Source organism: Bradyrhizobium sp. SZCCHNS3002, from assembly GCF_032377435.1.
In the GTDB taxonomy this organism is placed as follows: domain Bacteria; phylum Pseudomonadota; class Alphaproteobacteria; order Rhizobiales; family Xanthobacteraceae; genus Bradyrhizobium.
This window is the reverse complement of sequence record NZ_JAUHHY010000027.1, coordinates 34,074-58,779: the sequence shown is the minus strand read 5'-3', so window position 1 is coordinate 58,779 and position 24,706 is coordinate 34,074. Positions and strand designations below refer to the sequence as shown.

At 65.7% G+C, this 24,706-nt stretch carries 18 protein-coding genes; 10 read left to right on the top strand and 8 right to left on the bottom strand.

The window, feature by feature from the left end:
* Positions 1-907 precede the first annotated feature (907 nt).
* Entirely contained in the window at positions 908-1,756 is an 849-nt protein-coding gene (locus tag QW845_RS33450) for an outer membrane protein (RefSeq protein ID WP_315805769.1), read from the top strand.
* 294 nt (positions 1,757-2,050) lie between these two features.
* On the opposite strand, the gene QW845_RS33445 is transcribed toward QW845_RS33450, so the two are convergent.
* The 6 genes from QW845_RS33445 to QW845_RS33420 form a co-directional block, all read right to left on the bottom strand.
* The gene (locus QW845_RS33445; RefSeq protein WP_315805768.1) at positions 2,051-3,688 is read right to left on the bottom strand and encodes an ABC transporter ATP-binding protein; all 1,638 of its coding nucleotides are present in this window, start codon (positions 3,686-3,688) and stop codon (positions 2,051-2,053) included.
* 5 nt (positions 3,689-3,693) lie between these two features.
* Positions 3,694-4,872 (bottom strand): ABC transporter permease, encoded by a 1,179-nt coding sequence (locus QW845_RS33440; RefSeq protein ID WP_315805767.1) that lies wholly within the window; start codon positions 4,870-4,872, stop codon positions 3,694-3,696.
* On the bottom strand, positions 4,872-5,984 hold the full coding sequence (locus tag QW845_RS33435) for a microcin C ABC transporter permease YejB (RefSeq protein WP_315805766.1): 1,113 nt from the start codon (positions 5,982-5,984) through the stop codon (positions 4,872-4,874). Before QW845_RS33435 ends, QW845_RS33440 begins: the two co-directional genes overlap by 1 nt.
* 3 nt (positions 5,985-5,987) lie before the next feature.
* Positions 5,988-7,865 (bottom strand): extracellular solute-binding protein, encoded by a 1,878-nt coding sequence (locus tag QW845_RS33430; RefSeq protein WP_315805765.1) that lies wholly within the window; start codon positions 7,863-7,865, stop codon positions 5,988-5,990.
* Entirely contained in the window at positions 7,862-9,706 is a 1,845-nt protein-coding gene (locus QW845_RS33425; RefSeq protein ID WP_315805770.1) for an extracellular solute-binding protein, read from the bottom strand. The genes QW845_RS33430 and QW845_RS33425 overlap by 4 nt, the downstream gene beginning before the upstream one ends.
* Before the next feature lie 373 nt (positions 9,707-10,079).
* A complete protein-coding gene (locus QW845_RS33420) occupies positions 10,080-10,628 on the bottom strand; it encodes a c-type cytochrome (protein ID WP_315805764.1) in 549 nt (182 codons plus the stop codon).
* 251 nt (positions 10,629-10,879) lie between these two features.
* Here QW845_RS33420 and QW845_RS33415 point away from each other — a divergent pair, with 251 nt between their 5' ends.
* Together QW845_RS33415 and QW845_RS33410 are read left to right on the top strand one after the other, a co-directional pair.
* Positions 10,880-11,620: a 3-deoxy-manno-octulosonate cytidylyltransferase gene (locus QW845_RS33415; protein ID WP_315805763.1), complete on the top strand. Its 741-nt coding sequence runs from the start codon at positions 10,880-10,882 to the stop codon at positions 11,618-11,620.
* A 33-nt stretch (positions 11,621-11,653) separates the two neighbouring features.
* Positions 11,654-12,514: a prephenate dehydratase gene (locus tag QW845_RS33410; RefSeq protein WP_315805762.1), complete on the top strand. Its 861-nt coding sequence runs from the start codon at positions 11,654-11,656 to the stop codon at positions 12,512-12,514.
* A gap of 7 nt (positions 12,515-12,521) precedes the next feature.
* Here the strand turns inward: QW845_RS33410 and QW845_RS33405 are convergent, their stop codons facing one another.
* The gene (locus QW845_RS33405) at positions 12,522-13,412 is read right to left on the bottom strand and encodes a LysR family transcriptional regulator (RefSeq protein ID WP_315805761.1); all 891 of its coding nucleotides are present in this window, start codon (positions 13,410-13,412) and stop codon (positions 12,522-12,524) included.
* Positions 13,413-13,515: 103 nt separating this feature from the next.
* On the opposite strand from QW845_RS33405, the gene QW845_RS33400 reads away from it, so the two are divergent.
* Complete coding sequence (locus QW845_RS33400; RefSeq protein ID WP_315805760.1) at positions 13,516-14,385, top strand: NmrA/HSCARG family protein; 870 nt, start codon at positions 13,516-13,518, stop codon at positions 14,383-14,385.
* 66 nt (positions 14,386-14,451) lie between these two features.
* On the top strand, positions 14,452-15,117 hold the full coding sequence (locus tag QW845_RS33395; protein WP_315805759.1) for an SDR family oxidoreductase: 666 nt from the start codon (positions 14,452-14,454) through the stop codon (positions 15,115-15,117).
* Positions 15,118-15,134: 17 nt separating this feature from the next.
* Here the strand turns inward: QW845_RS33395 and QW845_RS33390 are convergent, their stop codons facing one another.
* Positions 15,135-16,154, bottom strand: a complete 1,020-nt coding sequence (locus QW845_RS33390; protein WP_315805758.1) for an LLM class flavin-dependent oxidoreductase — start codon at positions 16,152-16,154, stop codon at positions 15,135-15,137.
* Positions 16,155-16,526: 372 nt separating this feature from the next.
* On the opposite strand from QW845_RS33390, the gene metF reads away from it, so the two are divergent.
* The 5 genes from metF (at position 16,527) to QW845_RS33365 (ending at position 24,519) form a co-directional block, all read left to right on the top strand.
* Positions 16,527-17,444: a methylenetetrahydrofolate reductase [NAD(P)H] gene (metF, locus tag QW845_RS33385; protein ID WP_315805757.1), complete on the top strand. Its 918-nt coding sequence runs from the start codon at positions 16,527-16,529 to the stop codon at positions 17,442-17,444.
* On the top strand, positions 17,444-21,313 hold the full coding sequence (gene metH, locus QW845_RS33380) for a methionine synthase (RefSeq protein WP_315805756.1): 3,870 nt from the start codon (positions 17,444-17,446) through the stop codon (positions 21,311-21,313). The genes metF and metH overlap by 1 nt, the downstream gene beginning before the upstream one ends.
* Before the next feature lie 337 nt (positions 21,314-21,650).
* Positions 21,651-22,784 (top strand): ABC transporter permease, encoded by a 1,134-nt coding sequence (locus QW845_RS33375; RefSeq protein ID WP_315805755.1) that lies wholly within the window; start codon positions 21,651-21,653, stop codon positions 22,782-22,784.
* Positions 22,781-23,500, top strand: coding sequence for an ABC transporter ATP-binding protein (locus QW845_RS33370; RefSeq protein WP_315805754.1), 720 nt, complete (start codon positions 22,781-22,783; stop codon positions 23,498-23,500). The genes QW845_RS33375 and QW845_RS33370 overlap by 4 nt, the downstream gene beginning before the upstream one ends.
* Complete coding sequence (locus tag QW845_RS33365; protein ID WP_315805753.1) at positions 23,497-24,519, top strand: HlyD family secretion protein; 1,023 nt, start codon at positions 23,497-23,499, stop codon at positions 24,517-24,519. Before QW845_RS33370 ends, QW845_RS33365 begins: the two co-directional genes overlap by 4 nt.
* Positions 24,520-24,706: the final 187 nt, after the last annotated feature.

Genomic DNA, 24,706 nt, shown 5'->3' with positions numbered 1-24,706 from the left:
CAATTTTGAGGTGTCAACCATGTCTCCGAACACCTGTCAGCCATGTCCCCGGGCTGAACACTGCGCTCGCAATGACGTGGAGAGAGGGGCGCAAGGATCCAATACACCTGTCAAACAGCATCAGGCCGGGCCAAACAGCACCGCGCGAGCGTCCGCGCTCTCGCGGCCTCATCGGCCCGAGCTGTGCGACATTCATCCGCCCTCGAAAACATGAGAGGGCGCAGGGAAGGCCGGGTGCCGGTCGCACCCGTGGTTGCGTGCAACAAGCACGCGGTAGTCACCACAGGTACGGGCCGAACATCCGGCCTTCCCTGCGCGATGGCTTTACGGCTTATACGTGATCTCCCCAGGGACCGGCTGTCTTGCCCCTGTCGGCCGCAGGCCTCATCGGCTCCCGCGGCCTTGACGCCAGCATCGGGGCGCCAGGACCACACGACTTCGCCGTCCGCATGACGCCGTTCGTCGGTGCGCGCATACACACTGCAACGTCATCGCGGCCATCGCATCCCGCACCCGACGTCCGTGACGACGCGTACGTCCCTCTCGTGGGGCAGGACGGGGCGGAGTATGCACGATTTCCGAAAAAAAGAAAGGTGAATATTTTTCGCGAGAGGACTGGACAGGCATTCGCAGACCGTGCCCGTCGGCCAAATCACCCGCAGTCGGTGGGCTCTCGCCTCAACTCGAGAGATCTGAGATTCTGACTTTCGGAGCTCTTGGTAATACGCCCGGTCTCGACAGGATAGCGACAGCTTCGCGCGATGAATGAGGTTTATGTTCTGCATTATACAACCTGTGGTGAAATTGCTACAGTTGGCTGGAAACGACACGCGCAGCAACTTAAAATTGTTGACCCGGAACTCGCGCCCTGAATAGCGTGGTTCGGGTCTGGCGCTGGGGGGCAACGATGCGTAACACATCCATCGCAATCATTTCTGCTGTCTCAATCCTTCCGTTCGCGCAGGCCGCGTCGGCGGCCGATCTGCCGCTGAAGGCCCCGCCCCCAGCTGCGCCGCTTGCCGTGTTTAGTTGGACGGGATGCTACGTCGGCGCGAACCTCGGCGGGGGACAGGTGAAACACAACCTGACGACCGATGCGCCTCCGTTCCCGCCCAATCTCATCAGTGGCGTTGCAAGAACGGCGATCAACAATGCCGGTCTGGCGAGCTTGAGTCACACCGGCATCACCGGTGGTGGACAGGCTGGATGCAACTGGCAGCCAACAACCGCAGGCTGGTCGCAGCTCGTCTTGGGTATCGAGGGCGATTTCAACGGCATTGATGGCGACGTATCGCGAAACACCGGCAATGTTGTCGAGCCGGTATCGGGGAGAACGGTTGCATCAGTCGACCACATTGGCATGAATTGGTTCGCCACGGTCCGAGGGCGAGTTGGCTGGGCCTTTGACCGATTCATGATCTATGGCACGGGCGGCGCGGCGATCGCCAACGTCGACGCATCAAAGAGGTTTGCGTGGGATTTTGCCGACGGCTGCCCGATCGTGAACGGCTTGAATGAATGTCATGTCGGCGGCCGCAGCAGCACCCGTGTCGGCTGGACAGCCGGCGGCGGCGTCGAATGGGCATTCCGAGACCATTGGTCCGCGAAGGCTGAGTATCTCTATGCCGACCTCGGCAACTTCTCCTATTCGACTTTCAATAATGGAGCCGGATTTGGTCCCCCTGGACAAGTAGCGAACCATACGGTGAGCACGAAACTCCAGGTCGTTCGCGTGGGCATCAACTATCGCTTCTAAACGGACGAAGTTGAATGCGTACTGAACACGCAGAGCAACGATGGCGCTTCTTAGTAGTACCGTTTGTCGATTGATCGCGCTGTCACTGCCCCCCGCGGGTGGTGCATCGACAGCGCTTACGATCTAGCGGCAAGTGGTTGGTCCGAACCTGACCCTATTCTGGACCTGCCCATCGGCTTCCATAAGTCCGGTTACGCGGCCGCCCGGACATGACCGCTGGAGAGCCCAAGGGACTACGCCTCATCGGCGATCTCCGTGGCCATTCCGCAACAGACGTCGGACGAGCGCTTGACCCTAGCTCGCCGCCGCCCCATTCCCCGCCGTCTCGTTCCTGAACGCGGCCGCGAACAGTGCGCGGGTGTAGTCGGTCTTCGGCGCCTTGAACAATTGCGCGGCCGGCCCCTCCTCCACCACCTTGCCATGGCGCATCACGATGAGATGGCTGGCGAGGGCGGCAACGACGCGGAGGTCGTGCGAGATGAACATGTAGGTCAGCTCGCGCTTGCGCTGCAGCTCGCGCAGCAGCTCAACCATCTGCGACTGGAACAGCATGTCGAGCGCCGAGGTCGGCTCGTCCAGCACGACGAAGCTCGGCTCCAGCACGACCGCGCGGGCCACTGAGATGCGCTGGCGCTGGCCGCCGGAGAACTCGTGCGGATAGCGGAAGCGCGTCTCCGGATCGAGCCCGACATCGGTGAGCGCCTTGACGACCTTCGCCTCGGACTGCTCCTCCGACAGGTCAGGCTGATGCACGCTCAGGCCTTCGGCGATGATGTCGCCGACCGACATGCGCGGACTGAGCGCGCCGAACGGGTCCTGAAAGACGATCTGCATGTCGCGGCGGAACGGGCGCACCTGCTTGAAGGTCAGCCCCTGGATCTCGTTGCCAAGAAACACGATCGGACCGTCGGAGGAGATCAGCCGCAGCAGCGCCAGCCCCAACGTGGTCTTGCCGGAGCCGGATTCACCGACCACGCCGAGCGTCTCGCCCTTGCGCACGGCGATGCTGACGCCGTCGACCGCCTTGATGTGGCCGACGGTGGAGCGGAACAGGCCGCGCTTGATCGGAAACCAGACCTTGAGGTCTTTCGCCTGCATCACCACGGGCGCATCGGGCCGCGGCGGCGCGGGGTCCGGCTTCGGCTCGGCGGCGAGGAGCGCCCTGGTGTAGGGATGCGACGGCGCGGTGAACACCTGCTCGACCGGACCCTGCTCGACGATCTTGCCACCGTTCATGACGCAGACACGATCGGCGATGCGGCGGACGATGCCGAGGTCATGGGTGATGAACAGCAGGCTCATGCCGAGCCGGGCGCGGATGTCGGCGAGCAGCGCCAGGATCTGCGCCTGCACGGTGACGTCGAGCGCGGTGGTCGGCTCGTCGGCGATCAGCAGATCGGGCTCGTTGGCGAGCGCCATCGCGATCATCACGCGCTGGCGCTGGCCGCCGGAGAGCTGATGCGGATAGCTGCCGAGCCGCGTCTCCGGCTCGGGGATGCCGACTTGCGTCAGCAGTTCGAGCACGCGCGCCCGCGCCGCGCCGTTCGAGATCGGTCGATGCAGATGCAGGATCTCGCTGATCTGCCGCTCGATCGTGTGCAGCGGATTGAGCGAGGTCATCGGCTCCTGGAAGATGATGGAGATGTCGCTGCCCCGGATGCCGCGCATCTCGCCTTCCGACAGCGGCAGCAGATCGCGGCCCTTGAAGCGGATGCTGCCCGACGGATGCGAGGCGACCGGATAGGGCAAGAGCTTCAGCACCGACAGCGCGCTGACCGACTTGCCCGAGCCGGACTCGCCGACCAGGGCGACGCACTCGCCGCGCTTGATGTCGAACGAGACGTGGTCGACGGCGGTCGACAGGCGGCCCTGCTGGTGGAAGGCCACCGAGAGATCGCTGACCGAAAGCAGCGGCTGGCTGATCGCATCCATGTCGGTCACCTGAACGTCTTGCGCGGATCGAACGCGTCGCGCACGGCCTCGCCGATGAAGATCAAGAGCGACAGCATGATCGCGACCGAGAAGAAGCCGGTGAGACCGAGCCACGGCGCCTGCACGTTGGACTTGGCCTGCGACAGCATCTCGCCCAGCGACGGCGATCCCGGCGGCAGGCCGAAGCCGAGGAAGTCGAGCGCGGTCAGGGTCATCACCGAGCTCGACACGATGAAGGGCAGGAAGGTCATGGTCGCGACCATCGCGTTCGGCAGGAGATGGCGGACCATGATGACGGCGTTGGAGACGCCGAGCGCGCGCGCCGCCTGGATGTACTCGAAATTGCGGCCGCGCAGGAATTCAGCGCGCACCAGGCCGACCAGCGAGACCCAAGAGAACAGCAGCATGATCCCGAGCAGCGTGAAGAAGCCGGGCACCAGCACCGCCGACAGGATCAGGAGCAGATAGAGATAGGGAATCGCGTTCCAGATCTCGATGAAGCGCTGGAACAACAGATCGACCCAGCCGCCGAAATAACCCTGCACGCCGCCGGCGGCGATGCCGATGATCGAGGAGAAGAACGTCAGCGACAGGCCGAACAAAACGGAGATGCGGAAGCCGTAGATCAGCCGTGCGACGACGTCGCGGCCCTGGTCGTCGGTGCCGAGCCAGTTGTATTCGAGATCCCGGCAGCTCTTCAGCCCCTTCTTCTCGACCACGGATTTGCACTGTGCCTCCGTCAGCATCCAGGTCGGCGGCGATGGCGCCGGCGTCGGCAGATCGAGATTGTGCGTGGCGTAGGAGTAGCGGACCAGCGGCCAGATCACCGTGCCGCCCTTGTCCGCAATCAGCTTCTGCAGATACGGATCACGATAGTCCGCGGCGGTCTCGAAGTCGCCACCGAATGCCGTTTCCGGATAGGTGACGAACGCCGGGAAGTACAGGTGGCCGTCGAACTTGATCAGGAACGGCCGATCATTGGCGATCAGCTCGGCGAACAGCGACACCACGAACAGGAACAGGAAGATCCACAGCGACCAGTAGCCGCGGCGGTTGGCCTTGAAGTTCTGCCAGCGGCGCTGATTGAGCGGCGACGGCCGGAAGCGGTGCCGCGTCGGCGGCACGGCCTCGCCGAGCGGGGCCTGCGCCTTGGTCTCGACCGGAGGGGTGGCTGTGATCGTCATCAGACCTCCCGCGCCTCGAAGTCGATCCGCGGATCGATCCACATGTAGGTCAGATCCGAGATCAGGTTGATCGCGAGGCCGAGCAGCGAAAAGATGAAGAGATTGCCGAACACAACGGGATAATCACGATTGAGAATGCTCTCGAACGAGAGCAGGCCGAGCCCATCCAGCGAGAAGATGGTCTCGATCAGCAGCGAGCCGGAGAAGAAGGCGTTGATGAAGGTGCCTGGAAAGCCGGCGATCACGATCAGCATGGCGTTGCGGAACACGTGGCCGTACAGCACCTGGTTCTCGCTGCAGCCCTTGGCGCGCGCGGTCATGACATATTGCTTGCGGATCTCGTCGAGGAACGAGTTCTTGGTCAGCAGCGTCATGGTCGCGAAGGCGCCGAGCGCCATCGATACCAGCGGCAAAGTGAGATGCCAGAAATAGTCGATGATCTTCCAGTACCACGGGAAGTCCGACCAGCCATCCGACGTCAGCCCGCGCAGCGGGAAGATGTTGAGAAACGAGCCGCCAGCGAACAGGATGATGAGCAGGATCGCGAACAGGAAGCCCGGAATGGCGTAGCCGATGATGATCACGGCCGAGGTCCAGACGTCGAAGCGCGAGCCGTCCTGCACCGCCTTGCGGATCCCCAGCGGGATCGAGATCAGGTAGGTCAGCAGGGTCATCCAGATGCCGAGCGACATCGACACCGGCAGCTTCTCCTTGATGAGCTGCAGCACGCTCGTGTCGCGGAAATAGCTCTTGCCGAAATCGAAGCGCGCGAAATTCCACACCATCAGCGCGAACCGCTCCGGCGCCGGCTTGTCGAAGCCGAACTGCTTTTCGAGCTGCTTGATGAAGGCGGGATCGAGCCCCTGCGCACCGCGATATTTCGAGTTCAGCTCGCCGCCGGATCCCACCTGTCCCGGCGGCCGCGCGCCGAAATCCGAACCACTGCCGCCCGAGATGCGCGAGGTGCCGCCGGTGTCGGCGCCGGTCAGTTGCGCGATGACGCGCTCGACCGGGCCGCCCGGCGCGAACTGCACCACGACGAAGGAGATGAAGAGGATCCCGAGCAGGGTCGGGAGCATCAGCAGGATGCGACGGGCGATATAGGCGGCCATGAACTACTTCGCCTGCTCCAGCTTTGCGGCTTTGGCGGCATCGTACCACCAGATGTCGGGGGCGCCGACGCCCGAGGCGTATTTCGGCGGCTTTGGCGGGTGGCTGAACTGATCCCAATAGGCGATCGGATGGGTCTGGCGATACCATTGCGGTATCCAGTAGTGGCCGGCGCGGAACACGCGATCAAGCGCCCGGCAGGCCAAGGTCAGCTCGATGCGGGTCTCCGCCGAAATCGCCTTGTTGACCAGCGCGTCGATCGCGGGATTGCTGATGCCGCCGAGATTGTAGGAGCCCTTGGTCTTGGCTGCGTCCGAGGTGAAATATGGCCGCAGGCTGTCGCCGGGGGTCGGCGACATTGACAGCCGCTGCACCGTGATGTCGAAATCGAAATCCTCGACGCGAGCGCGATACTGCACGGCGTCGACGATGCGCAAATCGGCGTCGATGCCGAGCGTCTGCAGGTTCTTGATCAGGGTGCCGTGGTGCGGCTTGAACGAGACCTCGTCGATCAGGAACTCGATCGCGAACACCTCGCCATTCGGCAGCAGCCGCTTGCCGTCCTTTACCGGCAGGCCGGCCTGCTGCAGGAGCTGTGTGGCCTTGCGCAGCAGCGTGCGATCCTGCCCCGAGCCATCGGAGACGGGAGGGACAAAGGGCTCGCCAAAGACATCGTCGGGCACCTGGCCGCGGAACGGCTCGAGGAGCTTCAGCTCCTCCGGCGACGGCGGCCCGACCGCGACCATGTCGGAGTTCTGGAACGGCGACACGGTGCGCGCATAGGCGCCGTACATGATGGTCTTGTTGGTCCACTCGAAGTCGAACGCGTAGGTCAGCGCCTGGCGGACGCGCGGATCCCCAAACTTGTCGCGGCGGGTGTTGATGAACCAGCCCTGCCCGCCGGACGGCGTCTCGTCCGGCAGCAGCTCGCGCTTGACGCGGCCGTCCTTGATCGCCGGGAAATCGTAGCGCGTGGCCCAGATGCGCGAGGTGAACTCCTCGCGGAACAGATAGCTCTTGGCGGTGAAGCCCTCGAAGGCGACGTCGCGGTCGCGATAGAACTCGTAGCGCACGATGTCGAAATTATACATGCCGCGGCTGACCGGCAGGTCGGCGGCCCACCAGTCCTTGACGCGCTCGAACTCGACATAGCGGTTGATCTCGTATTTGCCGACCTTGTAGGGGCCCGAGCCGAGCGGCACGTCCAGCGGGTTCTCGTCGAAGGCGCGGTTGGCGTAATAAGCCTTGGAGAAGATCGGCAGGGTCACGACATAGAGCGGCACGTCGCGCGCGCGCTTCTCGACGAAGCTCACCACGACCGTCGCATCGTCGAGCGCCTCGGCCTTGATGAAGTCGCGCAGCTGCACGACGATCAGCGGGTGGCCCTTTTCCTTCAAGGTGTTCAGCGAGAACGCGACGTCATGTGCCGTGATCTTCGTGCCGTCGTGGAAGCACGCCTCGGGACGGAGCGTGAAACGATAGCTCAGCTTGTCCGCTGATATCGCGACGGACTTCGCGACCAGCCCATACACCGCGTCCGGCTCGTCGCTCGCGCGCACCATCAAGGTCGCGAACGTCATATCCATGCCCTGGGCGCCCTCGCCCTTGAGGACATAGGCATTGAACGAGTTGAACGTCTGGTAGGACTGGTTGTAGGCGCGCACCGAGGGGATCAGCGAGAACAGCCCGCCCTTCGGCGCGTCGGGATTGACGTAGTCGAACTGCCGGAAGTCGGCGGGATATTTCAAATCGCCGAACGCCGACATGCCGTGGGCCTCGGCGCCGAACTCCGCGGCCTTGGCCGGCGTGAGCAACGGCGCCGCGAGCGCGCCGAGCCCAAGCCCGAGCACGCCGCGCCGCGACAAATGAGAAAGCCGGCTCAAGAGCGCTTCACCTTGGCGGCCTTGTCGGCATCGTACCACCACAGATTCGGCCACCCGGACCGCGCATATTTCGGGAATGGCGTGAAATGGCTGAAGCGGTCCCAGCGCGCGCTGCGCGAAAACGGATAGGTGAACTGCGGGACGACGTAGAAATTCCACAGCAGCACCCGGTCCAGCGCATGCGTCGCGGCTTCGAGCGAGGCGCGATCCTTGGCGTAGATGATCTTCTCGATCAGCGCGTCGACGGCGGGGTTCTTGATGCCGATCGTATTCTTCGAGCCGGGCTCGTCGGCGGCCTTGGAGCCCCAGAAATCGCGTTGCTCGTTGCCGGGTGACAGCGACTGCCCCCAGACGTCGATGATCATGTCGTAGTCGAAGGTGCGCACCCGGTTCTCATACTGGACGTTGTCGACCTGGCGGACCGTCACCGCGACGCCGAGGCGCTCCAGCGCCGGCTTGTAGAACAGCACGATGCGCTCGGACGACGGGTCCTGGACCAGGAGTTCGACCGTGACCGGCTTGCCGGCGGGATCGACGAGCTTGCGGTCCTTGATCTCGAAGCCGGCGTCCTTCAGCAGCCTGGTGGCCTCTCGCAGATTGGCGCGAACGTTCTCGGGATTGCCGCCCACCGGGGCCTGGTAGACCGTGGTGAACACGTCCGGCGGCACCTTGTCGCGCAACTCCTCGAGGATCTGCAGCTCCTGGCCCTGCGGCAGCCCGGAACAGGCCAGATCGGTGCCTTCGAAATAGCTGTTGATCCGTTTGTACTGGCCGTAGAACAGCTGCTTGTTCATCTCCTCGAAATCGAAGGCGTAGTTGAAGGCGCGCCGCAACCGCGCGTCCTGGAATTGCGGACGCCGCAGGTTGAAGGCGAAGCCCTGCATGCGGCCGGAATCGCTGATCGGGAATTCGTCCTTGACCACGCGCTTGTCGTTGATGGCCGGGAAGTCGTAGGCCGTCGCCCATTGCTTGGCGGAATTCTCGTTGATCCAGTCGGCCTGGTCGGCCTTGAAGGCCTCGAGGGCGACGATGTTGTCGCGGAAATATTCGAACTGCAGCTCGTCGAAATTGTTCTGGCCGATCTGGACCGGCAGGCTGGCGCCCCAGTAGTCCTTGACGCGCTCCATCTTGATCGAGCGGCCGGGCACGAATTCCTTGATGCGATACGGGCTCGACCCGAGCGGCGGCTCCAGGGTCGTCGCGGTGACGTCGCGCTTGCGCCCTTGCGCGTCGGTGCCTTCCCACCAGTGCTTCGGCAGCACCAGCAGCTCGCCGACGATGTGCGGCAGCTCGCGATTGCCCGGACCGTCGAAGGTGAACTTGACCTCGAGATCGCCGGTCTTCTCGGCCTTCACGACATGGCGATAATAGGACGAATAGTGCGGGCTGTTCTTCTTCAGGACGTCCAGCGAGAAGATGACGTCCTCGGGCGTCACCGGCTTGCCGTCGTTCCAGCGCGCTTCCTTGCGCAGGCGGTAGATGACCCAGGAGTAGTCGTCCGGATACGCCGCCGACTCGGCGAGCAGGCCGTATTCGGTCGACACCTCGTCCTGCGACCGCGTCATCAGGGTCTCGTAGACCAGCCCCGCCGCGGAGGCGATGTTGCCCTTCACATACATCACGACGATGTTGAAATTATCGAAGGTGCCGAGCGAGATCATCCGCGCTGTGCCGCCCTTGGGCGCGTCGGGATTGACGTAGTCGAAGCGCTTGAAGTCGGCCGGGTACTTGATCTCGCCGAACAGCGACAGGCCGTGGCGCCAGACCAGTTGCTCGCCGGCCTGCGCCTGCGCGGCGTCGAGCGGGACGAGGCTGGCGGCGGTGCCGAGCGCCGGGGTCATCGCAGCGAAGACGCTGCTCTGCAGGAGCTGTCGTCGGGTAATCGTCAAATGAGACTTCCTCTGAATAAGACCGCTTGAAGCAGGTGGTCGGCCGTGGCCGCTGCTGCTCAAAGATCCAACGTTCGATCGTAACCCAATTCGCAAGGGCAGGTTTCGCCGGCCTCAGCCAGGGTGCTCCAGCCCGTGAACCCGTTCCATTCAGGGGACCAATATACGGCAAGGTTTCGACCAATAACCTTGCTTTTTCCTCATGATACCGGGTTGTGAACGAGGTGGATGCGACCAAAGGTCCCAAATGCGGCGAAATTCGCCCCGCAAAGCAAAACGGCCGGGCTTGGGGCCCGGCCGTCGGAAACTGGAGGTCTGCAGCGGATCACTTGGCTGCGGTCGGCAGCGGCGCCGGGTTGTCCGACAGCGAGTTCAGATAGGCCAGCACGTCGGCGCGCTCCGAGTCCTTCTGGATGCCGGCAAACCCCATCGCGGTGCCCGGGATGTAACCCTTCGGATTGGTGATGAAGTGGTTGAGTTCCTCGATCGTCCAGGTGCCGCCCTTGGCCGCCATCGCTGCCGAGAATTTGAAGCCGCGGCCTTCGCCGATCTTGTCGCCGACGATGCCGTAGAGGTTGGGGCCGACGGCATTCTTGCCGCCCTTGTCGAAGGTGTGGCAGGCCGCGCACTTCTTGGCAGCGGCAGCGCCCTTCTCGACCGAGGCGGTCTGCAGCAGCTTCTCGATCGGCTCGGCCGCGGCCGGCGCAGCGGCTTCCTTGCCTGCGCCCTCGGCCTCCTTCACCGCGATCTCGAAACCCGGCTTCTCCGGCATTTTCGGCGCGAACAGCGCGCCGGCGGAAAAGCTCGTGACCAGCACGACCAGACAGGCGGCCAGGACGGCGCCGAGGATTTTGTTCAGTTCGAAGGAGTCCATTTTGGAATCAGGCTCCGAGGGCGGATTTCATTGCTTGGGGGCCGCGGGGCCGCGACCGTGAGTCGCCCCAGGATTCGAGAAAGGACTCGTGAAGGCATCGAGCGGAATCGAGCCGTCGCGCCTCCCCCTGCGGCAGAAGTGAGATATCGGTTTGCCCGTGCTCTGGCAACCCGTATAAGCGGGCCGCTTTCGCTGTCCCCATCAAGCCCGGCCCGCGCTGTTGCGACCGGCTCCGACCTGCCGTTTCCCGGATGACCAAGTCCAAAATCCTCGTGCTGATCCCGGCCCGCATGGCCTCGACCCGCCTGCCCGGTAAGCCGCTGCTCGACATCGCCGGCCAGCCGATGATCGTGCAGGTGCTCCGGCGCGCGCAGGAGGCGGGAATCGGCCGGGTGGCCGTGGCAACGGACACGCCGGAGATTGCTGCGGCCGTCGCTGCCGCGGGCGGCGAGGTGGTCATGACCAGGCCGGATCATCCCTCGGGGTCAGACCGCATCTACGAGGCCATGTGCAAGCTCGACCCTGCCCGCGAGGCCGAGATCGTGGTCAACCTGCAGGGCGATTTCCCGACCATCGACCCGCAGAATATCAGCGACGTGCTGCCGCCGCTCGAGGATCCCGCGGTCGACATCGCGACCCTTGCCGCGCAGATCCATACCGAGGAGGAGAGCCTCAACCCGAACGTCGTCAAGGCGGTCGGCTCGCCTGTCGGTGGACGGCGCCTGCGCGCGCTGTATTTCACCCGGGCCACGGCGCCGCATGGCGACGGACCGAGGTACCATCACATCGGCCTCTACGCCTACCGCAGGGCGGCGCTGGAGCGCTTCGTCAGCCTGCCGCCATCGCCGCTGGAGCAGCAGGAGAAGCTGGAACAGCTGCGGGCGCTGGAGGACGGCATGCGCATCGACGTGATGGTGGTCGACGCCGTGCCGCGCGGCGTCGACACCGCGGCCGACCTCGAAACCGCACGCCGGCTGCTGTCCAAGGCTTAATTGACAAAGGCTTGAGCTGCTAGAAGGCCCACCATGAGCAAGATCTTGAAAATCGCATTCCAGGGCGAGCCGGGAGCCAATTCCCACATCGCCATCTCCGAGGCCTATCCGACCGCCGAGGCCATGCCCTGCGCGACCTTCGAGGACGCGCTGAGCGCGATCTCCTCCGGCGAGGCCGATCTCGGCATGATCCCGATCGAGAACTCGGTCGCAGGCCGCGTCGCCGACATCCACCATCTGCTGCCGGCCTCTGGCCTCTACATCATCGGCGAATGGTTCCTGCCGGTGCGCCACCAGCTGATGGCGCTGAAGGGCACCAAGCTCGCCGACATCAAGACGGTCGAGAGCCATGTCCACGCGCTCGGCCAGTGCCGCCGCATCATCCGCCAGCTCGGCGTCCGGCCGATCGTCGCCGGCGACACCGCGGGCAGCGCGCGGGACGTCTCGCAGCGCGGCGACAAGAGCGTGGCGGCGATCGCCTCGCGGCTGGCCGCCGAGATCTACGGCCTCGACATCCTCGCCGAGGACATCGAGGACGAGGCCCACAACACCACCCGCTTCGTCGTGCTGGCGCGCCAGGAGCAGTGGGCCGAGCAGAATTCCGGTCCGCTGGTGACGAGCTTCGTGTTCCGCGTCCGCAACCTGCCGGCCGCGCTGTACAAGGCGCTCGGCGGCTTCGCCACCAACGGCGTCAACATGACCAAGCTCGAGAGCTACATGGTCGACGGCAATTTCTTCGCCACGCAGTTCTACGCCGACGTCGACGGCCATCCCAACGACAAGGGGCTGGCCTTCGCGCTGGAGGAGCTGAAGTTCTTCTCGCGCGAGCTGCGCATCGTCGGCGTCTATCCGGCGCATCCGTTCCGCGCGACGTTCAGCGAGCGGATGGAGTGATCGGGGCTCACGCTTCGATATAGGCCGCCAGCTCAGCGGGCGTTCCCGTCGGGAACGCCTCCTTCAGGAAGTCGAGGAAGGCGGAGACGCGCGCGCTCAGCAGCCGGCGCGATGGATAGAGCGTCCACAGCGCGATGGCGGGCGCGTCCAGATCGCCCCAATGCGCCAGCCGGCCGGCCGCCAGATCGTGGCTGACGAGCGACAGCGGCAGGCAAGCGGCGCCGACGCCGGCGCGGACCGCATCGCGGACCATGATCAGCGACGACAGGCGCAGGATGGGGTCGAACGCGATGCGCGATCGTTCCGCCGGCCCTTTCACCTCCCAGACTGCGTTCTGATCGCTGCCGCGCACGACCGCTGGAACGACGGCGTGATCCGCCGGCCGCGTCAGGCCTGGGCTCGCCACGACCACCAGTCGGTCGCGCAGGAAGATGCGTCCAACCAGGCTTTCATCGGGATCGGGATTGACCCGGATCACCAGGTCATAGCCTTCCTCGACCATGTCGACGGTGCGGTCGTCGGTGGTCACGTCCAGCCGGACCTCGGGATATCGGAGCGCGAACGCGGCGGCGAGCTTGCCCATCGCGGTCTGCGAGAACAGCAGCGGCGCACTGATCCGCAACCGGCCGCGCGGCTTGTCGCCGCCGGAGGAAATGGCGGCGACCGTCTCGTCGAGCTCGGTCAGCAGCGCCCCCGCGCGCTCGAACAGCGCCCGCCCCTCCTCGGTCAGCTTCAGCGCGCGTCCGCCGCGCTCGATGAGCCTGAGATCCAGGCTCGCTTCCAGCTCGCCGACCCGGCGGGACAGCGTCGCCTTGGGACGACCGCTGGCGCGGGCGGCACGGCCGAAGCCGCCGTGGCGGGCGACGAGGTTGAAATCGGCGAGCGCAAGCAGATCCATCCGTTCCACCAGTGAGACGACCTGTCCAGATATAGCGTCTATTGGCTCGCGTGTGGATCAATATCTTCCGGGTGTCCCAACAAGCCAACCCGGAGTGATCCCCATGACCATCCTCGTGACCGGCGCCACTGGAAATGTCGGCCGCCGCGTCGTCGAACAGCTCGTCAAGCGCGGCGCCGATGTCCGCGCCCTCGTCCGCGATCCCGCCAAGGCCAACTTTCCAGCGGGCGTTCAGATCGCCCAAGGCGACCTGCTCGACATCGATTCGCTCCGCGGCGCGTTCTCTGGCGTCTCGACGCTGTTTCTGCTCAACGCCGTCACATCAGACGAATTCACCCAGGCGCTGGTCGCGCTCAACATCGCTCGCGAGGCCGGCATCGAGCGGATCGTCTATCTCTCGGTGATCCACAGCGACGTCTACGTCAACGTGCCGCACTTCGCCGGCAAGTTCGCCGTCGAGCGGATGATCGAGCAGATGGGCCTCCACGCCACCATCCTGCGGCCGGCCTACTTCATGAACAACGATCTCACGATCAGGGACGTCGTGCGCGGCTACGGCGTGTACCCGATGCCGATCGGCAGCAAAGGCCTCGCCATGATCGATGCCCGTGACATCGGCGAGATCGCGGCCATCGATCTGATCCGCCGCGAGCAATCCTCGACGCCGCTGCCGCTGACGCGGATCAACCTTGTCGGCCCCGACACGCTGAACGGCGCCGATGCCGCCGCTGTCTGGTCCGAGGTGCTGGGGCGTCCGATCGGCTATGGCGGCGACAACACCGCGGGCTTCGAGACCAACCTGCGGCAGCTCATGCCGAGCTGGATGGCGTTCGACATGCGGCTGATGAGCGAGCGCTTTCAGACCGACGGCATGGTGCCGGACGATGGCGACGTCGCCCGCCTGACCGCGCTGCTCGGCCGCCCCTTGCGCTCCTATCGCGACTTCGTCGCCGAGAGCGCGACCGTCGCCTGACGGCACACCCCATGCGTCTGCGGGACGTCTCCATGAGAGCGTCCCGCGCAATCCAAGGAGGTCATCATGACCAATCAAACGAACGATGGCGTCACCATGAAGCCCAACATCCTCGTGCTCGGCGCGACCGGCGGCACCGGACGGCTGATCGTGCGCGACGCGCTGGCGCGCGGCCATCACGTCACCGCGCTGGTGCGCTCGCCGGAGAGGGCCGGGGATCTGCAAGGCGCGCAATTGATCGTCGGCGATGCCCGCGACGAAGCTACGCTGCGCAAGGCGCTCAAGGGACAGAACGCCGTGATCAGCTCACTGGGCACACCGCTCAGTCCATTCCGCGAGGTCACGACGCTCTCGACCTCGACGCGCGCGCTCGTCAACGCGATGAAGGCCGAGCATGTCGCGCGTCTGGTCGCCATCACCGGCATCGGCGCCGGCGACAGCCGCGGCCATGGCGGCTTCGTCTACGACCGGCTGATCCTGCCGCTGCTGCTGCGCAACGTCTACGCGGACAAGAACCGGCAGGAGGCCGTCATTCGCGACAGCGGGCTCGATTGGCTCATCGTTCGCCCCGCCATGCTGAACGACAAGCCTGGCGGGCAGAAGCTGCGTGCACTGACGGATCTCGCCGGCTTTCACGGCGGCACGATTGCGCGGGCCGACGTCGCGCGCTTCGTGGTGGACCAGGTGAGCGACGACAGCTTTCTGCATCGCGCGCCGCTGATCACATGGTGAGACCAGCGCCGTCCTGCTTATGCCGCCGCCTTCCGCTCGAGGCCGAAGGCGTCGGCGAGCAGGCTGTAGGAGCGCTTGCGGGCGTCGTGATCGTAGATCGCGGTGATCACCATCAGCTCGTCGGCCTGGCTCGCTGCGATCATCGGATCGAGCTTGGCCCGCACCGTCGCCGGCGCGCCCACGAACAGCCGCGAGCGGTTGCGCGCGATCGAGGCCCGGTCCGCGTCTGTATACATGTACGCCGCCGCTTCCTCCGGGCTCGGCAGCGGCAGGAACTGGCCGCGGTCGCGCCGCAAGCGGTTGAGGTCCATCGACGACGCCAGCCGCTCGGCCTCGGCGTCGGTCTCGGCTGTCACCACTGCGACTGCCAGGATCGCATGCGGCTGCGAGCGCCAGCGCGACGGTGTGAAATGCGCGCGGTAGGTTCGCATCGCATCCACGGCATCGTGGCTCGCGAAATGATGCGCGAAGCCGAACCCCATGCCGAGCTGCGCCGCCAGCTCGCTGGAATAGTCGCTGGAGCCGAGCAGCCAGATCGGCGGCAGCGGCGCATCATCGGGCATGGCGATCACGTTGTTGTAGGGATGGCCGGCGGGGAACTCGCGGGTCTCCCACAGCATCAGCTCATGCAGCCGCTCCAGGAAGTCATCGCCCTCACGACGGTCGAGCCGGCTGCGCAGCGCATAGGCCGTGGTGCCGTCGGTGCCGGGCGCGCGGCCCAGGCCGAGATCGATCCGGCCGGGAAACAGTGCCTCCAGCATCTTGAAGCGCTCCGCGACCACCAGCGGCGCATGGTTGGGCAGCATCACGCCGCCGGAGCCGACGCGGATGTGCTGCGTCGCTGCCGCGATCTGCCCAATCATGATGTCGGGCGACGGGCTCGCCACCGACGGCAGGCTGTGGTGCTCGGCCAGCCAGTAGCGGACGTAGCCGAGCTGATCGACGTGACGGGCCAGGTCGATGCTGTTACGCAGCGCCACTGACGCCGGCGTGGCGGTGGTGGTGACGGAGAGGTCGAGGACTGAAATCGGGATCATGGCTTCAACCTAATGACTGCGAGGCGCGCCACAATGGGCTGGAAGCGATGGTGACCTGCCGGAAATGCAGTGGATGGCTGGACCTAATGTTGGGACAATACGATTGTATACATCAACGAAACCAAACTATCCCACATTCAGAATTGATAAAAACCCCTTCGCCATAATCGATAACCTTTGATATTGTTTACCTTTATCGTCCCACTCTGCATTTCCAATAGCTCCTCAAAAATCCGCTTCTTGCCATATCAGTGGGCCAAATCCCATTTCTGGTGGGCTGTTTATTGCAGCGCCCTTCCCTTATCTTGGCACATCCAGAGGCCGATCCCCTCTTGAGTTGAAATTTACGCCCCAGCCGGAACCTGCGTTGCCATGACCGACCTCGCCACCGCCATTGCCGACGGCCACACCGCGATTCCCCGGCCGAAGATCTCGTTCGAGTTCTTCCCGCCGAAGACCGAGGAGATGGACCGGACGCTGTGGGCCTCGATCGAGCGCCTCGCCCCGCTGGAGCCGAGCTTCGTCTCGGTGACCTATGGCGCCGGCGGCTCGACGCGCGAGCGCACCCACGCCACGATCGCGCGCATCCTGAAGGAAACCGCGCTGCTGCCGGCGGCGCATCTCACCTGCGTCGGCGCTTCGCGCCACGAGATCGACGAGGTCGTCGACCGCTATCACGAGGTCGGCGTCCGCCACATTGTGGCGCTGCGCGGCGATCCGCCCGGCGGCATCGGCACGCCCTACTACACCCATGCCGAAGGCTATCAGAGCTCGCCCGAGCTGATCGCCGGCATCAAGAAGCGCCATCCCGATATCGAGGTCTCGGTCTCGGCCTATCCGGAGAAGCACCCCGAGAGCCGCGACTTCGACGCCGACATCGACATGCTCAAGGCCAAGGTCGACGCCGGCGCCACCCGCGCCATCACCCAGGTGTTCTTCGACAACGATCTCTACTTCCGCTACCTCGACCGTGTCCGCGCCCGCGGCATCACGATCCCGATCGTGCCCGGCATCATGCCGATGCACAATTTCAAGCAGGCGCGCGGCTTCGTGACCCGCGCCGGCACGACGGTGCCGGACTGGCTGGCCGAAAAATTCGACGGTCTCGACGACGATCCCGAGACCCGCAAGCTGGTCGCGGCGACCGTCGCCGCAGGCCAGGTGCAAAAGCTCGCCAAGCATGGCGTCGACACCTTCCATTTCTACACCATGAACCGCGCCGACCTCGTGTTCGCGATCAGCCATCTGCTCGGCATCCGTCCGAAGTCCGCCAACAAGGCTGCCGCCTGATGTCCGCCCCTGTATCTCGAGCGCGTACCGCCTTCCTTGCCGCTGCCCGCGAGCGCATCCTGATTCTCGACGGCGCCATGGGCACGATGATCCAGGCGCTGCAGCTCGACGAGGCCGCCTTCCGCAGTGAGCGGTTCCGCGACTTCCATCGCGACCTCCGCGGCAACAACGACCTGCTGATCCTCACCCAGCCCGACGCCATCGAGGACATCCACGCGCAATATCTGCGCGCCGGGGCCGATATCGTCGCCACCAATACGTTCTCGGCGACCTCGATCGCGCAGGCCGATTACGACCTCTCCGACATCATCTACGAGCTCAACCGCGAGGGCGCCCGGCTCGCGCGCAATGCCGCGACCCGCGTCGCCGCCGAGGACGGCAAACAGCGCTTCGTTGCCGGCGCGATGGGTCCGACCAACCGCACCGCCTCGATCTCGCCTGACGTGTCGAACCCCGGCTACCGCGCCGTGACCTTCGACGATCTCCGGCTCGCCTATGGCGAGCAGGCGCGCGGGCTCTTGGATGGCGGCGCCGACATCCTGCTGCTCGAGACCATTTTCGACACGCTCAACGCCAAGGCGGCGCTGTACGCCATCGCCGAGCTCTGCGAGGAGCGCGGCATCGACGTGCCCGTGATGATCTCGGGCACCATCACCGACAAGTCCGGCCGCCTGCTCTCGGGCCAGATGCCGGAGGCGTTCTGGAATTCGGTCCGTCATGCCAAGCCGCTGACCATCGGCTTCAACTGTGCGCTCGGCGCCGAGGATCTGCGCGCGCATGTCGCCGACATCGGCCGCGTCGCCGACACGCTGGTCTGCGCCTATCCCAATGCCGGCCTGCCCAACGAGTTCGGCCAGTATGACGAGACGCCGGCCTACATGGCGCGACTGATCGGCGAGTTCGCGTCGGCCGGCCTCGTCAACATCGTCGGCGGCTGCTGCGGCACCACCCCCGACCATATCGCCGCGATCGCCGCCGCCGTTGCCCCGCACAAGCCGCGCGCCGTGCCCGAGATCGCGCCGCGGCTGCGGCTGTCGGGCCTGGAGCCGTTCGAGCTGACGCCCGCCATTCCCTTCGTCAATGTCGGCGAGCGCACCAACGTCACCGGCTCGGCGAAATTCCGCAAGCTGATCACCGCCGGCGACTACACCGCGGCGCTGCAGGTCGCGCGCGACCAGGTCGAGAACGGCGCCCAGGTCATCGACGTCAACATGGACGAGGGCCTGCTCGATTCGGAAGCCGCGATGCGGACCTTCCTCAACCTCGTCGCCGCGGAGCCGGACATCGCCCGCGTGCCCGTGATGGTCGACTCCTCGAAATTCCACGTCATCGAGGCCGGCCTGAAATGCGTCCAGGGCAAGCCGGTGGTGAACTCGATCTCGCTCAAGGAAGGCGAGGAGAAGTTCATCCACGAAGCCAAGATCGCGCGCCGCCACGGCGCCGCGGTCGTCGTGATGGCGTTCGACGAGACCGGCCAGGCCGACACCTACAAGCGCAAGACCGAGATCTGCGCCCGCGCCTACAAGATCCTGGTCGAGACGGTCGGCTTCCCACCGGAAGACATCATCTTCGATCCGAACATCTTCGCGATCGCGACCGGGCTGGAAGAGCACAACAACTACGGCGTCGACTTCATCGAGGCGACGCGCTGGATCCGCCAGAACCTGCCGCATGCCCACATTTCCGGCGGCGTGTCCAATCTCTCCTTCTCGTTCCGCGGCAACGAGCCGGTGCGCGAAGCCATGCATTCGGTGTTCCTGTATCACGCCATCAAGGCGGGCATGGACATGGGCATCGTCAATGCCGGTCAGATGATCGTCTATGACGACATCGATCCGGAGCTGCGCCAGGTGTGCGAGGACGTCGTGCTCAACCGCGACCCCGGCGCCTCCGAGCGGCTGCTAGCGCTGGCAGAGAAGTTTCGCGGCCAGGGCAAGCAGACCAAGGAGGCCGATCTCGCGTGGCGCGAATGGCCGGTCGGCAAGCGGCTGAGCCACGCGCTGGTGCATGGGATCACCGAGTTCATCGATGTGGACACCGAAGAGGCCCGCGCTGCCGCGACCCGGCCGCTCGACGTCATCGAAGGCCCGCTGATGGCCGGCATGAACGTGGTCGGCGACCTCTTCGGCGACGGCAAGATGTTCCTGCCGCAGGTGGTGAAGTCGGCGCGCGTGATGAAGCAGGCGGTCGCCTATCTGATGCCGTTCATGGAGGCGGAGAAGGCCGCCAACAAGGGCCGCGGCAATGAGCGCTCCAACGCCGGCAAGATCGTGCTCGCCACCGTCAAGGGCGACGTGCACGACATCGGCAAGAACATCGTCGGCATCGTGCTCCAGTGCAACAATTTCGAGGTCATCGACCTCGGCGTCATGGTGCCCGCGGCCAGGATCATCGAGACGGCGAAGGCCGAGAACGCCGACATCGTCGGCCTGTCCGGCCTGATCACGCCTTCGCTCGACGAGATGGCGTATCTGGCGTCCGAGCTGGAGCGCCAGGGTCTCAATGTGCCGCTGCTGATCGGCGGCGCCACGACGAGCCGCGTCCATACTGCGGTCAAGATCGATCCGAACTACCAGAATGGCCCGGTCGTTCACGTCAACGACGCCAGCCGCGCCGTCGGCGTCGCCTCCTCACTGCTGTCGCCGGAGCGCAAGGATGCCTACGCCACGGAGGTTCGCAGCGAGTATCAGAAGATCGCCGCGGCGCATCTGCGCGGCCAGGCCGACAAGAAGCGGCTGAAGCTCGCGGACGCCCGCGCCAACGCGCCGAAGATCGACTTCGCCAAAGCGAAGCCGGTGAAGCCGACCTTCCTCGGCACCAAGACGTTCGTCGACTATGACCTCGCCGAGCTCGTGCCCTATATCGACTGGACTCCGTTCTTCCAGACCTGGGAGCTCGCCGGTCGTTTTCCTGGCATCCTCGACGATGCCAAGGTCGGCGAGGCCGCGCGGGCGCTGTATGACGACGCGCTGAAGATGCTCGAGCGCATCGTCGACGAGAAGTGGTTCACAGCGCGCGCCGTGATCGGCTTCTGGCCGGCGAACGCCGTCGGCGACGACATCGTGCTCTATGCCGACGACGGCCGCACCCAGGAGATCGCGACGCTGCACACGCTGCGGCAGCAACTCGAGAAGCGCGAGGGCCGCTTCAACACCGCGTTGTCCGATTTCGTCGCGCCTGTGGATGCCGGCGTGCCGGACTATGTCGGCGGCTTCGTCGTCACGACGGGCCTCGGCGAGGACGCCGTCGCCGACCGCTTCAAGAACGCCAATGACGACTACTCCTCGATCCTGGTCAAGGCACTGGCCGACCGCCTCGCCGAAGCCTTTGCCGAACGCCTGCATGCCCGCGTCCGCCGCGAGTTCTGGGCCTACGCCCCGGACGAGGCGCTCTCCGCCGATGACCTGATCCTGGAGAAGTATCAGGGCATCCGCCCGGCCCCCGGCTATCCGGCGCAGCCCGACCACACCGAGAAGGCGACCTTGTTCGAGCTGCTCGATGCCGAGAAGAATGCCGGCGTCCGCTTGACCGAGAGCTTTGCGATGTGGCCGGGCTCGTCGGTCTCGGGCCTCTATTTCGCCTCGCCGGAGAGCTTCTATTTCGGCGTCGGCAAGATCGAGCGCGACCAGGTCGAGGACTACGCCGCGCGCAAGGGCATGACGGTGACCGAGGTCGAGCGCTGGCTGGCGCCGATCCTGAACTACATCCCGGCGAGGGGCGGCCAGCAGGCAGAGACGCCTCGCGCAACCGCTGCGCCCGCTCCCGCAGCAGCCAACGACGCCGCGCCCGCGGAGCTCGCCAGTCATCCGGCCGGCTGCACCTGCGCCGTGCATCTGGCCTGGCGCAAGAAGGCGGTCGGCGCGAAGTAGCCGGCGCAGTCACCACGCCCACAACTGTCGTCCCGGCGAACGCAGGGACCCATACCGCGTGATGTATCGGTCGTACGCGATCGCGGAGACCGAGCTCACCAACAACTTTCCGGGGTTATGGGTCCCTGCGTTCGCCGGGACGACACCTCGTGGTGGCGGACGGCTCTCGCCTCTCATCGGCGTTCGCGACACCAAGGGTTGGAGCCATCCTCCGTGTCTCCAGCGCCACGACCGCTCCGAATGACAAGGCGCCACAGTCGCCGCCAGGCGATGCGGCGTGGACATCGCCGCCGTAACCGGCTGAAATAGGCCCGGGGCCTTCGGGTGGTTTTGGTTCATGTCGTTGCAGTTCAGGCTTGCGTCGCGAAACCTGTTTCATGACAGGCTGCGCTTCATCGCGACCATCATCGGCATCATCTTCTCGATCGTGCTGGTGACAGTGCAGATGGGTCTCTATGTCGGCTTCCGCCGCATGGTCACGACCATGATCGACCATTCCCCCGCCGAGCTGTGGATCATGCCAGTCGGAACCAAATGCTTCGAGGACCCCTCGCTGCTCGACGAGCGGCAGCGGTTTCGCGCGCTTGCCGTTCCCGGCGTGGCGGAGGCGACGCCGCTGGTGATCGGCTACGCGCAATGGCGGCTGCCGCAGGGCACCACGACGCCGGTGTTCGTGGTCGGCTCGGAGCTGCGCGGGCTGGGCTTGCATCCCTGGAACGTGGTGGAGGGGCGGCTGGACGACCTGTCGGTGCCGGGCGCGGTCGCGATCGACCGGACCTATTTCGAGCGGCTCGGCATCACCGGCGTCGAGCAGGCCGCGGAGCTGCGCGATCGTAAGGTGCAGGTGATGGCGGTGACCAAGGGCATCCGCTCGTTCACGACGACGCCTTACGTTTTTACCGATGTGGAGCGCGCGCGGACCTATACCGGCATCGCGCCGAACAAGGCGTCCTATCTGCTGGTGAAGCTGACGCCCGATGCCGATCTCGGCACGGTGCAGCAGGCGTTGCGCGACAACCTCGGCAATGTCGATGTGCTCACCGCAGCCGAGTTCCGCAACCGCAGCCGCTCGTTCTGGCTGTTCGGCACCGGCGCCGGCGCGGCGCTGTTCGCCGGCGCGCTGCTCGGACTGATCGTCGGCACTGTGATCGTGGCGCAGACGCTCTATTCCAGCACAAAGGATCATATCAACGAGTTCGCGACGCTGCGCGCGATCGGCTCGACCAGCCGCTACATCTACACCGTCATCATCTGGCAGGCGCTGCTCAGCGCCATCGTCGGCTTCGCCGGAGCCGCCGGCATCGGCAAGATCGTGGCGGCGGCGACGGCGGAATCGGCGCTGCCGGTCATCATGACGCCGGCGCTGACGGTCGCGCTGTTCGTGCTGACGGTGACGATGTGCATCGGCTCGGCGATCGCGGCGATCCTCAAGGTCATGCGCATCGATCCGACGCTGGTGTTCTCGCGATGACCGAGACCGTGCTCGAGGCCACCGATCTCGTGCATCACCTCGGCCAGGGGGCCGGCCGGGTGCAGGCGCTGAAGGGCGTGAGCCTGTCGCTGAAGGGCGGCGAGCTGGCGCTGCTGATGGGTCCCTCGGGCAGCGGCAAGACGACGCTGCTGTCGATCCTGGGCTGCCTGATGACGCCGGATGGCGGAACCGTGCGGGTTGCCAGCCAGCCGGTCGCGGGGCTCGATCCCGAGGCGCTGGCGAAGCTGCGCCGCGAGCGCATCGGCTTCATCTTCCAATCCTATCATCTGTTTCCGACGCTGAACGCCGAGGACAACGTCCGGCTCGCGCTCGACGTACGCGGCGAGCGCGCGCGGGCGGCGAAGAAGGCGGCGCGCGAGGTGCTCGACAGGGTCGGCCTCGGCCCGAAGAAGCGGTCGTTCCCGCGCCAGCTCTCGGGCGGCGAGCAGCAGCGCGTCGCGATCGCCCGCGCCATCGTCGGCAAGACGCAGGTCATTCTCGCCGACGAGCCGACCGGCGCACTCGATACCGCCAACGGCCAGGCGATCATGACCCTGCTCGCCGATATCGCCAGGGATCCGTCGCGCGCGGTGCTGGTGGTGACGCACGATCCGCGCATTCTGCCGTTTGCCAATCGCGTCATCCACATCGAGGACGGCCGCATCGTCCGCGAGGAGAGCGGCGGCGAGTCCATGAAGAAAGTCTCGCACGCATGATATCGGGAATTCCAGAACGCGCTCACCTGCTCGGGCTCGTCGCCGCGGCTGCATTGGCGATCATCGTCACGCCGACCTCGATTCCACCGACAGCGCGCGCCGCCAATGCCCAGGAGGAACGCTGGCTGGCCGTCGCACCCGGCCGGGTCGAGCCGGCATCCGGCCTGATCAAGCTTGGCGCGCCGGTGGTCGGGCCGATCCAGGAGGTGCTGGTCAAGCCGAACGAGACCGTGTTCGCCGGCCAGGCGCTGGTGCGGCTCGGCGACGCCGAAGCCCGCGCGCAGCTCGCCAGCGCCGAGGCGCAGGTCGCGATGCGCAAGCGCGTGCGCAACAAGGAGTCGACGCCGTCTGGCGCGGGTCCGCGGCGCCGCGCCGAAGACGGCCTCGCCGATGCGCAGGCGGCGGTGTTCGACGCGCGTGTTGCGCTCGACAAGGCCGTGGCCGAGCGGCGCGCCGGGCGCGGCGCCGATGCCGATGTCGACACCGCACGCACGCAACTGACAGCCGCGCAGGCGAAGCTGGAGCAGCAGGCCGACGAACTGCGCAAGGTCACCGCGGATGCGCCGCTGCCGGTCAGCGCCGAGGGCCAGCTCAACGTCGCCCGCAGCGAACTGCAGGGCGCCCGCGCCACGTTGGAAAAGCTCACCATCCGCGCGCCGCTCGACGGCGCGGTGCTGCAGGTCAATGCGCGCACCGGCGAGATCGCTTCGCCGCAGACGACGCCACCGCTGGTGCTGCTCGGCGATACGTCCTCGCTGCGCGTGCGCGCCGAGCTCGACCAGCGCGACCTCGACAAGATCAAGGTCGGCCAGCAGGCCGTGGTCCGCTCCGACGCCTTCCGGGGCCGCGACGTCGCCGGCAAGGTCGCCGCCATCGCCCCGCTGGTCGAGAGCAGCCGCACGGCTGCGCTCAGCCAGCGCAACATGACCGATGTCGACGTGGTGGAAGTGCTGGTCGATCTCGCCGAGCCGGGTCCGTTCGCGGTGGGCATGAAGGTGGACGTGTATTTCAGGCCGTGAGGGCTGGTGGCTCGACTGCGCTCCGCGCCTGGCTGCACAGCGTCTCTTGGCGGGCTGAGGTGAGAACATCTCTCGCCGCTGGCGCGGTGCACCTCGCCCCGCTTGCGGGGAGAGGTCGGATTGCATCGCCAGATACAATCCGGGTGAGGGGGTGCAGGTCTTTCCGCTGACACTTCTCGTGCGGCTG

What these genes read in the sequence shown, in the direction of transcription:
- QW845_RS33450 (WP_315805769.1), top strand. Translation starts at nt 908, where the DNA reads ATGCGTAACACATCCATCGCAATCATTTCTGCTGTCTCAATCCTTCCG.
- QW845_RS33445 (WP_315805768.1), bottom strand. Translation starts at nt 3,688, where the DNA reads ATGGATGCGATCAGCCAGCCGCTGCTTTCGGTCAGCGATCTCTCGGTG.
- QW845_RS33440 (WP_315805767.1), bottom strand. Translation starts at nt 4,872, where the DNA reads ATGACGATCACAGCCACCCCTCCGGTCGAGACCAAGGCGCAGGCCCCG.
- QW845_RS33435 (WP_315805766.1), bottom strand. Translation starts at nt 5,984, where the DNA reads ATGGCCGCCTATATCGCCCGTCGCATCCTGCTGATGCTCCCGACCCTG.
- QW845_RS33425 (WP_315805770.1), bottom strand. Translation starts at nt 9,706, where the DNA reads ATGACCCCGGCGCTCGGCACCGCCGCCAGCCTCGTCCCGCTCGACGCC.
- QW845_RS33420 (WP_315805764.1), bottom strand. Translation starts at nt 10,628, where the DNA reads ATGGACTCCTTCGAACTGAACAAAATCCTCGGCGCCGTCCTGGCCGCC.
- QW845_RS33415 (WP_315805763.1), top strand. Translation starts at nt 10,880, where the DNA reads ATGACCAAGTCCAAAATCCTCGTGCTGATCCCGGCCCGCATGGCCTCG.
- QW845_RS33410 (WP_315805762.1), top strand. Translation starts at nt 11,654, where the DNA reads ATGAGCAAGATCTTGAAAATCGCATTCCAGGGCGAGCCGGGAGCCAAT.
- QW845_RS33405 (WP_315805761.1), bottom strand. Translation starts at nt 13,412, where the DNA reads ATGGATCTGCTTGCGCTCGCCGATTTCAACCTCGTCGCCCGCCACGGC.
- QW845_RS33400 (WP_315805760.1), top strand. Translation starts at nt 13,516, where the DNA reads ATGACCATCCTCGTGACCGGCGCCACTGGAAATGTCGGCCGCCGCGTC.
- QW845_RS33395 (WP_315805759.1), top strand. Translation starts at nt 14,452, where the DNA reads ATGACCAATCAAACGAACGATGGCGTCACCATGAAGCCCAACATCCTC.
- QW845_RS33390 (WP_315805758.1), bottom strand. Translation starts at nt 16,154, where the DNA reads ATGATCCCGATTTCAGTCCTCGACCTCTCCGTCACCACCACCGCCACG.
- metF (WP_315805757.1), top strand. Translation starts at nt 16,527, where the DNA reads ATGACCGACCTCGCCACCGCCATTGCCGACGGCCACACCGCGATTCCC.
- metH (WP_315805756.1), top strand. Translation starts at nt 17,444, where the DNA reads ATGTCCGCCCCTGTATCTCGAGCGCGTACCGCCTTCCTTGCCGCTGCC.
- QW845_RS33375 (WP_315805755.1), top strand. Translation starts at nt 21,651, where the DNA reads ATGTCGTTGCAGTTCAGGCTTGCGTCGCGAAACCTGTTTCATGACAGG.
- QW845_RS33370 (WP_315805754.1), top strand. Translation starts at nt 22,781, where the DNA reads ATGACCGAGACCGTGCTCGAGGCCACCGATCTCGTGCATCACCTCGGC.
- QW845_RS33365 (WP_315805753.1), top strand. Translation starts at nt 23,497, where the DNA reads ATGATATCGGGAATTCCAGAACGCGCTCACCTGCTCGGGCTCGTCGCC.